At 69.6% G+C, this 12815-nt stretch carries 10 protein-coding genes; 3 read left to right on the top strand and 7 right to left on the bottom strand.

Annotated elements, in window-relative coordinates; all coding sequences use genetic code 11:
* Window positions 1-76 precede the first annotated feature (76 nt).
* Window positions 77-1285, bottom strand: coding sequence for a signal recognition particle-docking protein FtsY (ftsY, locus tag AQJ27_RS21270; protein ID WP_067371075.1), 1209 nt, complete (start codon window positions 1283-1285; stop codon window positions 77-79).
* 129 nt (window positions 1286-1414) lie between these two features.
* On the opposite strand from ftsY, the gene AQJ27_RS21265 reads away from it, so the two are divergent.
* Window positions 1415-2881 carry a cytosine permease gene (locus AQJ27_RS21265; RefSeq protein WP_067371073.1) on the top strand — a complete coding sequence of 489 codons (1467 nt, stop codon included), beginning with the start codon at window positions 1415-1417 and terminating at the stop codon, window positions 2879-2881.
* Window positions 2882-2926: 45 nt separating this feature from the next.
* A complete protein-coding gene (locus AQJ27_RS21260) occupies window positions 2927-3898 on the top strand; it encodes an LLM class flavin-dependent oxidoreductase (RefSeq protein ID WP_067371072.1) in 972 nt (323 codons plus the stop codon).
* 87 nt (window positions 3899-3985) lie between these two features.
* Here AQJ27_RS21260 and AQJ27_RS21255 read toward each other — a convergent pair whose 3' ends face one another.
* The 4 genes from AQJ27_RS21255 to AQJ27_RS21240 form a co-directional block, all read right to left on the bottom strand.
* Window positions 3986-5404 (bottom strand): sugar porter family MFS transporter, encoded by a 1419-nt coding sequence (locus tag AQJ27_RS21255; RefSeq protein WP_067371071.1) that lies wholly within the window; start codon window positions 5402-5404, stop codon window positions 3986-3988.
* A gap of 253 nt (window positions 5405-5657) precedes the next feature.
* Window positions 5658-9416: an AAA family ATPase gene (locus AQJ27_RS21250; protein WP_067371067.1), complete on the bottom strand. Its 3759-nt coding sequence runs from the start codon at window positions 9414-9416 to the stop codon at window positions 5658-5660.
* A 213-nt stretch (window positions 9417-9629) separates the two neighbouring features.
* On the bottom strand, window positions 9630-9833 hold the full coding sequence (locus tag AQJ27_RS21245) for a hypothetical protein (protein ID WP_028802434.1): 204 nt from the start codon (window positions 9831-9833) through the stop codon (window positions 9630-9632).
* Between the two features lie 382 nt (window positions 9834-10215).
* Window positions 10216-10497: an acylphosphatase gene (locus AQJ27_RS21240; protein ID WP_054235378.1), complete on the bottom strand. Its 282-nt coding sequence runs from the start codon at window positions 10495-10497 to the stop codon at window positions 10216-10218.
* A gap of 140 nt (window positions 10498-10637) precedes the next feature.
* Here AQJ27_RS21240 and AQJ27_RS21235 point away from each other — a divergent pair, with 140 nt between their 5' ends.
* Window positions 10638-11633, top strand: coding sequence for a CAP domain-containing protein (locus AQJ27_RS21235; RefSeq protein ID WP_067371063.1), 996 nt, complete (start codon window positions 10638-10640; stop codon window positions 11631-11633).
* Window positions 11634-11843: 210 nt separating this feature from the next.
* Here AQJ27_RS21235 and AQJ27_RS56420 read toward each other — a convergent pair whose 3' ends face one another.
* Together AQJ27_RS56420 and AQJ27_RS21230 are read right to left on the bottom strand one after the other, a co-directional pair.
* On the bottom strand, window positions 11844-12017 hold the full coding sequence (locus tag AQJ27_RS56420; protein WP_159064376.1) for a hypothetical protein: 174 nt from the start codon (window positions 12015-12017) through the stop codon (window positions 11844-11846).
* Between the two features lie 188 nt (window positions 12018-12205).
* The gene (locus AQJ27_RS21230) at window positions 12206-12736 is read right to left on the bottom strand and encodes an SHOCT domain-containing protein (RefSeq protein ID WP_067371056.1); all 531 of its coding nucleotides are present in this window, start codon (window positions 12734-12736) and stop codon (window positions 12206-12208) included.
* Window positions 12737-12815 lie beyond the last annotated feature (79 nt).

Below are 12815 nucleotides of genomic sequence, written 5' to 3'. Positions count from 1 at the left end.
GCAAAGCGTCCGCCCCCGAACTGCACCTCGGGGACGGACGCTTACAGAACCACCTACCAGCTTCGGGAGGTGGGGTTCACTCTCCGATAAGGGCGTCAACGAACGCCTCCGGCTCGAACGGCGCCAGGTCGTCCGCGCCCTCGCCCAGACCCACCAGCTTGACCGGCACCCCCAGCTCGCGCTGGACCGCGATCACGATGCCGCCCTTCGCGGTGCCGTCGAGCTTGGTCAGCACGATGCCGGTGATGTCGACGACCTCGGCGAAGACGCGGGCCTGCACCAGACCGTTCTGGCCGGTCGTGGCGTCGAGGACCAGCAGCACCTCGTCGAGCGGGGCGTGCTTCTCGACGACACGCTTGACCTTGCCGAGCTCGTCCATGAGCCCGGTCTTGGTGTGAAGCCGTCCGGCCGTGTCGATGAGGACGACGTCGGCACCCTCCTCGATGCCCTCCTTGACCGCGTCGAAGGCGATCGAGGCGGGGTCGCCGCCCTCGGGGCCCCGCACGGTACGGGCACCTACACGCTCGCCCCAGGTCTGCAGCTGGTCGGCGGCGGCGGCACGGAAGGTGTCGGCGGCGCCGAGCACCACGTGCTTGCCGTCGGCGACGAGGACGCGGGCGAGCTTGCCGGTGGTGGTGGTCTTCCCCGTGCCGTTGACACCGACGACCATGACGATGCCCGGGGTGTCGAGGTTCGAGTCGGTCTTGACCGTACGGTCGAACTCGGGGACGAGAAGCTGCAGAAGTTCCTCGCGCAGCAGGGTGCGCAGCTCGTCGGGCGTCCGCGTACCGAGCACCTTCACGCGCTCACGCAGCCGCTCGACCAGCTCCTGGGTGGGCTGCACGCCGACGTCGGCGGTCAGCAGCGTGTCCTCGATCTCCTCCCAGGTGTCCTCGTCGAGGTGCTCGCGCGAGAGGAGCGTGAGCAGCCCCTTGCCGAGCGCGTTCTGCGAGCGCGAGAGGCGGGCGCGCAGCCGCACCAGGCGCCCGGCGGTCGGCTCCGGGATCTCGATCGCGGGAGCTTCGACAACGGGTTCGGGTTCCTCGACGACGACCGGCGCGGCCGAGCCGCCCGGGAGATCCACCTCCTCTATCGTCCGGCGCTCTTCGTCGTGCGGGATCTCGGCCTCGTCGCCGACGTGCGGCTCGGCCGGAGGGGCGGTGATGTCGGGCGTGGTGGGGGGCGCCGGGGGCAGCGGCTTCCTGCGGCGACTGCCGATGACGAGCCCGCCGAGTGCGCCGATCACGACCACGGCGATGACTACAGCAAGGATGACGGTTTCCATAACGCTCCCCAGTATCAGTCATCCCCCTCCCGGGAGGGGGACTCCGTGTCATCGGAGGGATTCCGTGGCTTCCCCCGAGAACGCGCCTCGCGAAAGCGTAAGAAACGACACAAAGTATGCTTAATTGCCATGAGGTCCACCGACCGCTCCGATGGCGCCCTCGACACATCCGCGCACCACGTTCTGGAAACCCGGGGCATCGAGCCCGTCCCCGACTCCGAGCGACACGCGAAGACCCGCGAACTCCTTCCCACCTGGATCGCGGCCAACATCACCGTCCTGCTGCTGACCATGGGCGCGGCCCTGGCCGTCTCCTACGGACTCAATTTCTGGCAGGCCCTGACCGTCGGCCTCGCGGCGCCGGTCGTGTCGTACGGCCTGGTGGGTCTGGTCGGCATCGCGGGCAAGCGGGGCGGCGCTCCCGGCTTGACCCTGTCCCGCGCGGTCTTCGGCCAGCGCGGAAATCTCCTGCCGGGTTCGCTGATCTGGATCGCCCGCTGGGGCTGGGAGACGATCAACGCGGTGACGGGCTCCTACGCCCTGCTGGCCATCCTGAACGTGCTCTTCGGCATCAGGAGCAGCACGTTCCTGATCGTCGCGACGCTGCTGGCCTTCGTGGTGGCGACGTTCGCGATCTCGGGCCTCGGCATCAGCGCCGTCCGGACGTGCAGCACATGGGCGACGTGGCTCTTCGGCGGCTTCTCCCTGCTCGTCCTCGGCCATCTGGTCGCGGACACGGACTGGGGCAGGGTCTTCGGGCGGCCCGCCGGCCCGACATCCCTGATGATCACGGGGGTCGGACTGATCGCGGCGGGCGGCATCAGCTGGGCGCCGTCGGCGCCGGACTTCACGCGCTATCTGCCGCGTACGGCCTCGCCGGCGGCGATCGTGCGCAATTCGGTGGTCGGCGCCGGCATCGTCGTACTCCCCCTGATCCTGATGGGCGCGGTGATGGCGGACTCGACGCCGGACCTGGCCTCGGCCGCCGACCCGGTCTCCTTCGTCGGCACGATCCTGCCGCTGTGGATCGCGGTGCCCTACCTGCTCATCGCTCTGGTCGGCATGCTGCTGATCAACGCGATGTCGATGTACTCGGCGGGCTTCACCGCGCAGACCCTCGGCATCAAGGTGTCGCGGCACCGGGCGGTCGCGGTCAACGCCGTGATCTCACTGGTCCTCGGCGGCGTCCTGATGCTGGTGGCGACCTCCTTCATGGGCTCGTTCATCGCGTTCCTCTCGCTGCTCGCGGTCACGTTCTCGGCCTGGGTCGGCGTCTTCGGCGCGGACATGCTGCGCCGCGAGGAGTACGACGCCGGGGCCCTGCTCGACACCACGCGCACCAGCGCCTACTGGTACCGGGGCGGCTTCAGCCCGGCCGCGGTCGCCGCGTGGGCGCTCGGGCTCGGCTCGGGCCTGCTGTTCAGCACGTCCGACTGGTTCACGGGTCCGCTGGCGTCGAACAACCCCGTCGGCGAGTACGGCCTCGGCTGGGTGGCGACCGTCGCGGTCTCCTTCCTGCTCTACGCGGTGCTGCCGAAGCCCGCGGTGGCGCCCGTGGCGCAGTCCGCGAAAGGGTCCGCGGCTATGGCTGTCTGACGTACCGTCAGCTACCGTCCCCCTCCACACCGAAGGGGGGCTTCCATGCCCGTAACCGTCGTGCGCTTCAACCTCGTCGACCCCGCCGCCACCCCCGCGTCGCTGAGCGCCCGCTACAAGGCGGCCATCGAGATGGCCGCCTACGCCGACGACCGCGGCATCACCACCGTGCAGACCGAGGAACACCACGGAGTGGCCAACAACTGGCTGCCCTCGCCGTTCGCGTTCGCGGGCGCGGTCTTCGGAGCGACCCGGCACCTCGCGGTCACCGTCTCCGCCGTCATCGGCCCGCTGCACGATCCACTGCGCCTCGCCGAGGACATCGCCGTGCTCGACCTGCTCAGCGGCGGCCGCCTCGTCACCGTCGCGGGCATCGGCTACCGGCCCGAGGAGTACGCCCTCTTCGACGTCGACTGGAAGCGGCGCGGGGCACTCCAGGACGAGCTGCTGGAGACGGTGCTGAAGGCGTGGACCGGCGAGGAGTTCACCTACCGGGACCGTACGGTACGGGTCACACCGCGTCCGTTCTCCGACCCGCACCCGCTGCTGCTGGTCGGCGGCTCGTCCAGGGCCGCGGCCCGGCGCGCCGCCCGGCTCGGGCTCCCCTTCTTCCCCAGCGCGCACCTCCCCGAGCTGGAGGCGTACTACAAGGAGCGGCTCGTCGAGTACGGCACCGAGGGCTGGACCATGATGCCCGCCGCCGAGACCCCGCTGCTGCACATGGCCGAGGACCCGGACCGGGCGTGGGCCGAGTACGGCGGGCACTTCCTGCACGAGGCACGGACATACGCCTCCTGGCAGTCCGGTGACATCCGCTCGGCGGTGAAGTCGGCTGCCACGACGGTCGAGGAACTGCGCGCGGAGGGCGTGTACCGGATCCTGACCCCCGACCAGTGCGTGGCGCAGGGTCTCGAGAACCACGTGCTGCACCCGCTGTCCGGCGGGATGCCGATCGACGAGGGCTGGCGGAGCCTGCACCTGTTCTGCGAAGACGTACTGCCCCGGCTCGGGGATTGAGCCGGGGCAGTACGTCTTACGGGTACGAGGAGAGGGGCAGCGGGGACTTGGCCCTTCTCCTCGAGTCTCGGGGCCTCTTCAGGAGGCTCAGCCCATTTCCTCCAGCGTCTTGCCCTTGGTCTCCTTGACGTACTTGAGCACGAAGGGGATGGAGAGCGCCGCGAAGATCGTGTAGATCACGTAGGTCGCGGAGAGGTTCCAGTCGGCCAGCGACGGGAAGCTCGCGGTGATGGCCCAGTTGGCGATCCACTGCGCGGAGGCGGCGACGCCGAGGGCGGCGGCGCGGATCCGGTTCGGGAACATCTCGCCGAGGAAGACCCAGACCACGACACCCCAGGACAGGGCGAAGAAGAGGACGAAGACATGCGCGGCGATGAGGGCGACCCAGCCCTGTGTCGCCGGCAGCTTGCCGTCCACGAGGTCGTACGAGAAGGCCCAGGCTTCGAGTCCGAGACCGATGACCATACCGACGGAACCGATGAGGGCCAGCGGCTTGCGGCCGATCCGGTCCACGAAGATCATCGCGATCACGGTGCCGATGATGTTGATGATCGACGTCGTGAACGAGTAGAAGAACGACTCCGAGGGGTCGACGCCGACCGACTGCCACAGCGTCGAGGAGTAGTAGAACGCGACGTTGATGCCGACGAACTGCTGGAAGACCGAGAGGCCGATGCCGACCCAGACGATCGGCTTGAAGAAGAAGCTGCCGCCGAGCAGGTCCTTGAAGGTCGACTTGTGCTCGCTCTTCATGGCGTGCTCGATCTCGGCGACGCGGGCCGTCAGATCGATCTTGTCGCCCTCGACCTCCTTGAGCACCTCACGGGCGCGGTCTTCCTTGCCCACGGAGATCAGGAAGCGCGGCGACTCGGGGATCGCGAAGGAGAGCAGACCGTAGAGGACGGCCGGGACGACCATGACACCGAGCATGACCTGCCAGGCCTCGACGCCCATCAGCTTGCCACGCTGGTCGCCGCCGGCGGCGTTCAGGATGCCCCAGTTGACCAGCTGCGAGATGGCGATGCCGACGACGATCGCGGCCTGCTGGAAGGAGCCCAGGCGTCCGCGGTACGCGGCCGGGGAGACCTCGGCGATGTAGGCGGGGCCGATGACGGAGGCCATACCGATGGCGAATCCGCCGATGATGCGCCAGAAGGCGAGGTCCCACAGCGCGAACGGCAGCGCGGAACCGACGGCGCTGACCGTGAAGAGGACGGCGGAGATCTGCATGCATCGGATGCGGCCGATGCGGTCGGCTATGCGGCCCGCGGTCGCCGCGCCGATGGCGCAGCCGATCAGCGCGATGGCGATGACCTGGGCCAGGGTCGCCGAGCCGATGTCGTAGCGGCTTCGGATCGCCTCGACGGCACCGTTGATCACGGCGCTGTCGTAACCGAACAGGAAGCCGCCCATTGCGGCCGCCGCCGCGATGAAGATGACATGCCCGAGATGTTCGGGGTGAGCCGTCCTGGCTCCTGGTTGGGGCGCCTGCGCGGTGCTGGTCACGTGTAACTCCTCGGGCCACCCGGCCTCGCTGCCGGGGGTGTGGGGGCAAGCCCTTCGGTGGTGGTACCAGTGGCGCACAACTTCGCAGCCCCCACCACCTGAAGGTAAAAGCAACGTTGCAGAGACTATGCCTTCAAGTTTCGAAGTCAACAGTTCGGCTGCTGTGAATTTTTCGCACCCAAGCGGTCATCACGTGTTCACTACTTGAACCCAACTAGAAGTGCAGGTCACGACCGGTGTGCACTACATGCATCTAGCGGAGCCGCTGGCTGATGACCTTCGACACACCGTCGCCCTGCATGGAGACGCCGTACAACGCGTCGGCGACCTCCATCGTCCGCTTCTGGTGCGTGATCACGATCAGCTGCGAGGCCTCCTGCAGCTCCTGCATGATCCGGATCAGCCGCTGCAGGTTGGTGTCGTCGAGCGCCGCCTCCACCTCGTCCATCACATAGAACGGACTGGGCCGCGCCTTGAAGATCGACACAAGGAGCGCGACGGCGGTGAGAGACCTCTCCCCGCCGGACAGCAGGGACAGCCGCTTCACCTTCTTGCCGGGGGGCCGCGCCTCGACGTCCACACCCGTGGTGAGCATGTTGTCGGGGTCGGTCAGGATCAGTCGCCCGTCCCCTCCCGGGAACAGCCTGCTGAAGACGCCTTCGAACTCACGCGCGGTGTCCCGGTACGCCTCGGTGAAGACCTGTTCGACGCGCTCGTCGACCTCCTTCACCACCTGCAGCAGATCGGCCCGCGTCTTCTTGAGGTCCTCCAGCTGCTCGCTGAGGAACTTGTGACGCTCCTCCAACGCGGAGAACTCCTCCAACGCCAGCGGATTGACCTTCCCCAGCTGCGCGTAGGCCCGCTCGGCCGACTTGAGCCGTCGCTCCTGCTCGGCACGGTGGAAGGGCCGGGGCTGGTTGCGCGGGTGCTCCGGGTCCTCGGGCAGTTCCTCGCCCTCGGCGGGGAGCGAGGGCGGCACGAGCTGGCTTGGACCGTAGTCCGCGACAAGCCCCGCCGGTTCGACACCGAGCTCCTCCAGCGCCTTCGTCTCCAGCTGCTCTATCCGCAGCCGCTTCTCGGCGCCGAGTACCTCGCCGCGGTGAACGGAATCCGTGAGTTTGTCGAGCTCCGCCTTGAGATCGCGGCCTTGGTTGCGCGCGGCGACAAGATCCTGCTCACGGCGGGCCTTGGCCGTGTCGGCGGCGGTGCGCTCCTCCTCGGCCCGGCGCAGTGACACCTCGACGTGCGCCAGGAGTTGCCGCGCTCCGGAGGCCACTGCCTCGGCGACCGCCGCCTCGTGCCGCAGCCGGGCCCGCCGCTGCTCCGCACGCGCGCGTGCCTCACGTTCCGCCCGCGCGGCCCGGTCGAGCCCGTCGGCCCGTCCCGCGAGCCCCTTCACCCGCTCCTCGTGCGTGCGCACCTGGAGCCGGGCCTCCATCTCGGTCTGCCGCGCGTTGGCGCCGTCCGCGGCGAGCCGATCCCGTACGGCCGTGTCGGGCTCCTCCTCGACGGGCATCTCCTCGGCCACGGCGAGGCGCTCCGCCAGCTCCTCGGCCTCCTCTACGGCCCGGTCGAGCGCCTCCTGCGCCCGTGCCGCGGCGGCGGTGCTCCGCTCGGCCTCCCCGGCCGCGCCGCGCGCCTGCCCGGCCAGCCGCCCCAACTGCTGCGCCACGGATGACTTCTCGCGCTCGGCGGCCCGCCGCCGCTCCCCCAGCTCCTCGACGAGCGCGGCCCGCTCCCCCCGCTCCTCGGCGGCCCGGTGCTGCGCCGCGCCGAGTTCCTCGCACCGCACGGCGAGCTCCTCGAGCTCGGCAGCCGCCTCGTCGACGGACGCCTGCACTTCGAGGAGGCTGGGCGCCCCGGCGGACCCACCGTGCGCGAAGTGCGCTCCGAGCAGGTCCCCCTCCGCGGTGACCGCGGTCAACTCCGGCCGCGCGTAGACCAGATCCTCGGCGTCCTCGAGGGTGCCGACCACGACGATCCCGCGCAGCAGCCGCCGTACGGCGGGCATGAGCTCGGCGGGACCACGGACGAGGTCGGCGGCGTACCGCGGCCCGGTGGGGGCCGTCCGCGGCGCCGCGTCACCGGACTCGGCGTCCGGAGGCAACGCCCCTGAGGCAGCCCATGGGGCCACGTCGTCCAGAGAGGCCGCGGAGGGGCTCGCGCCGCCGGATGCGTCACGCCCGTCGGGGTGGCCGCCGATGGGCACCGCACCGGAAGCGAGGTCACCCGCCGCCCGGTGCTGCCCGGTGTCGTCGATGCCCTTGGTCTCGCGTGCCCCCGCCTCCTCCGGAGCCCCGGCCAGCAGCAGGGCCGCGCGGCCGGCGTCCTGCTTGCGCAGCAGGCGGATGGCTTCGGCGGCCGAGGCCGGAGTGGTGACCGCGATGGCGTCCGCCGCGACGCCGAAGGCGGCGGCGAGCGCGACCTCGTGGCCTGGGGTGACGGACAGCAGCTCGGCCGCGGGGCCGAGGAGCCCCGTGAGGCGGTCCCTGGCCCCCAGCAGCGCCCCCGTGCCGTCCTTGCGGCGTAGACCGAGGGCGAGGGCCTCGTGGCGGGCCTGGGTGGCGGCGCGCCTGCGTTCGGCCGCCGTGGCCGCCTCACGGGCGGCGCTCAGCGCGGCCTCCGCCTCGGACAGCGCCCGCTTGGCCGCCTCGTGCCGCTCCGTCAGTTCCGCGTCGCCCGCGTCCAGGCCGTCGACCTCGGCCTTCAGCTGCTCGTACTCCTCCTGCGCGGCGAACGCCCGCTCCTGGGCCTCGTCCCGGGCGACGGCGAGCCGGTCGATCTCGGCCTGGGCGGAGGCTGCCCGCGAACGGGCGGCGTTGACCTGGCCGTTGAGGCGGGCCAGGCCCTCACGGCGGTCGGCGATGGCGCGGGCCACGTCCTTGAGGCGGCGCTCCTCGACGGCGAGCTCGCGCTCCAGTTCGGCCCGGTGCGCGACCGTGTCCTCCAGGGCGTGCTCGGCCGCCTCCAGGGCCGCTTCGAGCTCGGCCTCCTGCTCACGGATCCGCGCCGCCTCGCGCTCCATGTCCTCGGGGTCGCGCCCGCGCCGCTCCTCGGCGGGCGCCGAGGTGGCGCTCTTCACCCGCGCGTCGGCCAGCGAGATCGTGCCGCGCACCCGCTCGGCGAGCTGCGAGAGCTCGTACCAGGTCTGCTGGGCGCGCTGGAGCCGGGGCGTGAGCTGCCGGACCTCGTCCTCCAGGAGCGCCTCCCGCTGGAGCGCCTTCTTCAGTTCGGCCTCGGCGGATTCCTTGCGTTGCTTGAGCGCGGCCTCGTCGGCGATCTCGGACTGGAGCGCCTGCCGCAGTCGTACGAGATCATCGGCGAGGAGGCGCAGACGGGCGTCGCGCAGGTCGGCCTGGATGACGGCGGCGCGACGGGCGACGGCGGCCTGCCGGCCCAGTGGCTTGAGCTGGCGGCGCAGTTCGTCGGTGAGGTCCTGGACGCGGGCCAGGTTCGCCTGCATCGCGTCCAGTTTCCGCAGCGCCTTTTCCTTGCGCTTGCGGTGCTTGAGGACGCCCGCCGCCTCCTCGATGAACGCGCGGCGGCCCATCGGGTCGGCGTGCAGGACGGAGTCGAGCTGGCCCTGGCCGACGATGACGTGCATCTCGCGGCCGATGCCGGAGTCGGACAGCAGTTCCTGGATGTCGAGGAGACGGCAGGTGTCACCGTTGATCTGGTACTCGCTGCCGCCGTTGCGGAACATGATCCGCGTGATGGTGACCTCGGCGTACTCGATGGGCAGCGCGCCGTCGGAGTTGTCGATGGTCAGGGACACCTCGGCCCGGCCGAGCGGCGGCCGCCCGGTGGTGCCGGCGAAGATGACGTCCTCCATCTTGCCGCCGCGCAGCGACTTGGCTCCCTGCTCACCCATGACCCAGCTCAGGGCGTCCACGACGTTGGACTTGCCCGAACCATTGGGGCCCACGACACAGGTGATGCCCGGCTCGAACCGCAGCGTGGTCGCCGAGGCGAACGACTTGAACCCGCGCAGGGTCAGGGCCTTGAGGTGCACGCCGCCGGACTCTACCTTTCGGGCCGGTCTCACTCCATGAACCCACGGTTTCACCCATGAACGTGCAGGGCACACCAGACGTTAAAGAGTGGGAGGGCACGCGGGGGAAAGAAGAAGGGACGCCGAAGAGGCGTCCCTTGCAATTCTGACAGCTGACAAATTAGCGGTTGACACGGGCAACCCAACCACTGCTGTCGTAGTGCGGTGCAGTGATCAGGTGAGCGCAGGCTCCGCCTGGGGTACGTCGATGCTCTCGAGAAGCGAGTCGTGAGAAGCGGCAGCCGCGAGCGCGTCGTTCTCGGCCTGAATCCGTACGAGCTCGGATTCGAGGTCCTGTACACGCTGCTGGAGCCGTCGCATCTCGGCGATGAGTCGCGGGTCGGAACCGCCGACGTAACCGAGAAGCGCCTTTGCCATGATGGATGGTCCTCCACACTGAGTGACCGACCGAAGCGGTGTGGGTCGTGAGGGAATCGCACCCGCGATGCTTGACACTTACTAAATTTTTGCTGCGGTTCCACATGCCAAACAGCTAAGGTGCGCGGGGCTTTCAGCGTCTCACCAAAAAGTTTGACGGTCAACACGATCACGCCCCGTATTGGCGGGCAACCCGCTGTCGCGCGGCCCTTCGGACGGCTGCGCTGCGACTCCTGCGAGACCCGGGGGGTGTGGAGATCATCCTTCTCTGCGGAGCCTGCCACGCCGAGCCGTTCTTGGCAACCACCAGGTCATTTCTGCTTCTGGCAGGTGCCGGTGGCATGCCATACCGCTTCCGCCAGGGCCGTTGCGCACGTCGCCGTCACCGGATCGCGAAGCCGTCATAGATCCCCCGGGGCGTGTCCCAGATCTCAGTGACTCCGTCCACACGCCCGGGTGTGTCGTCCCCCTGGAGCCAGTCGAGGAGACCCTGGCATCCGGCCCGGGTTCCTTCCGCGACCACCTGGACCCGTCCGTCGTCCAAATTGAGAGCAAAGCCACTCAGGCCGCCGATCTCCAGCGCCTTGGCCCGCGTGAACCAGCGGAAACCCACACCTTGGACACGTCCGCGCACCCAAACCACCAGCCGTACAACCTCGTTCATGGGTGCACGCTAACCGGACAAAGTCTCTCGCAGCACTTCCTCCCCTCCCGCCATGCGGTACCGTCCCGACCCAATGAGTCTCATATGAAACTCACTCTTTTGAGTGAGGGACGCTGACCAGGAACGAGGAAGGCCAGGAGATGGGACGCCACGGACGCTCCGCCGTCGGCCGCGCCGCCACGGGCCGCGCCACAGGGGTTACGGAGAACCACGGACCCCTTACGGAAAGTTACGGCCCGGAGAACCTGTACGGCTACGCCGCCGTCGCCGACCTCCCGCCGACCGCCGCTGCCCGCTCGCACCGCAAGCGGAAGACCGCGACGCCGGTACGCACGGGTCTGCTCGGCGTCTCCGCGGCCGTGGCACTGGGCACCGTGGCCGTCGCCTCCGGTGTGCTGCCCGGCACCGAGAACTACTCGCTCGGTGGTGGCAGCAACAACTCCGACAGCGTGCAGGCCGTGGGGTCCCCGTCCGGTCAGGAGACCCAGCAGGGCGGTACGTCGGGCAGCGCGAGCGCGGACGGCCGCGAGGGCACGTCGACGAGCCGTGACGCCGACCGCTCCGCGTCGCCCTCGGCGTCGGCGTCGGCCTCGACCGCTCCCGTGACCTCGCCGGCCGCGCCGACGACGGCACCCTCCCAGGAGCCCACCACCACCAAGCCGGGCAAGGCCGCGAACGCGAACAAGCCCGCGACTCCGCCCGGTCAGGCCTCGAAGACCAAGGCACCCAAGACCACCGCGCCGGTCGACGTCTCCGCCCAAGCGGCAGCCGAGACCGAGGTGCTCAAGCTGGTCAACGACGAGCGGGCCAAGGTCGGCTGCAGTCCCGTGACGGCGAACAGCGCCCTGTCCGACCTCGCCCAGGCCTTCAGCGAGGACATGGCCGTGCGCGACTTCTTCGACCACACCGACCCGAGCGGGCTCAGCCCCTGGGACCGGGCGGCCAAGGCCGGGATCACCAGCCTCGGCGGCGAGAACATAGCCCGCGGACAGGCCGACGCCGCCGCCGTCATGGAGGCCTGGATGAACAGCCCCGGCCACCGCGCCAACATTCTGAACTGCGACTTCAAGACCCTCGGCGTGGGTGTGCACCTCGGCACCGGCGGCCCCTGGTGGACGCAGGACTTCGGCTACTGAGACAGCCGCAGGTCAGCGCCATGTTCACTGCCGTGGGCCGTCTCGGGGCCGTCATCCTGGCCCCGGGCCCGGCCCCTCTGCGCCTTCGGCGCCGGGCCGGAACAAGCCTCCGGCGGGGGCGCTCGGGCTCCGAGACGGACGGGGCGCCGCCCTCGACTGCCGACGAGCGGGCGACTTGCGTGGGGAGCAAGTGGCGGGTGAGGGAAAGAATCAGCGGCGCCGCGGTTCCCAGTCGGCCACGCCGGACAACCAGAAGCCGAACAGCATCACAACAGTGCCGAACGCCTTCACCGCCAAGCCGAGGCGTGGCGTGCCGGTCAAGGATTCGCCAACCAGAATGATGACCAGTGCGGCGGCCACGGTCAGCTGTGCCCAGCCGAACACGACCGGGCGGCGAACACAGCTTCGGTACAGCGGGGAGTCACGGTCACCGGCGGACGACGCCCACGAGAACCGGCCCCTGACCGGGATATCGGGTCAGAGGCCGAACGCCTTCGGTGGGTGTGGGATGTGAACCCACGGTCACATGGCTGCGACGACTGCCCATGTCGCAACCACCGTGCCGGCGCGCATCACATACGGGCGAGGATCTCCGCCTTCTTGGCCGCGAACTCCTCCTCCGAGAGGATGCCCGCATCCCGCAGTTCCGCCAGCTGCCGCAACTGCTCAACAGGAGCACTCACCTGCGGCGCGGGGGCCGGAGCCTGAACGGGGGGAGCGGCAGGAGCAGCCTGGCCAGAGGCAGGGATCTTTCCGAGCACCAGGTCGGTGAGCAGCGCCTTGATGCCGGGAGCCGAGTCGTGCGGCACTCGGAAGTCGATCGTGTTCCCCGAAGCCACCACCACGACCTTGGTGTACATCAGACCGTCTCGTTTGGTCACCACGCTGGAGATGCTCTTGACCGGGATCATCTCGGTGCCCGCGTTGGAGCTACGGACCCCCGTGGCCAGGAGCGACGCGCCGCCGGTCAGGAAGCCCGCCGTGAGCTTTTTGGCACTCATACCGCGGCCCCGGTTCCACTCGACCCGGTCGTGATAGATGGCCACGTCGGCGTTCTTGCCCTCGATGTGGCTCTTGAAGGTCATCAGCGCATTGCTGGACATACGGTGCTCCTGACGTTCGGCGCGGCGTGGTACATGCCGCCTGCGACTAGACACACGTCGAAAGTCAAAGGTTGTACGA

The sequence above is a fragment of the Streptomyces olivochromogenes genome (assembly GCF_001514115.1).
In the GTDB taxonomy this organism is placed as follows: Bacteria; Actinomycetota; Actinomycetes; order Streptomycetales; family Streptomycetaceae; genus Streptomyces; species Streptomyces olivochromogenes.
Note: the sequence above shows the minus strand (reverse complement) of the source record. Positions and strands in the feature narration are given on the sequence as shown.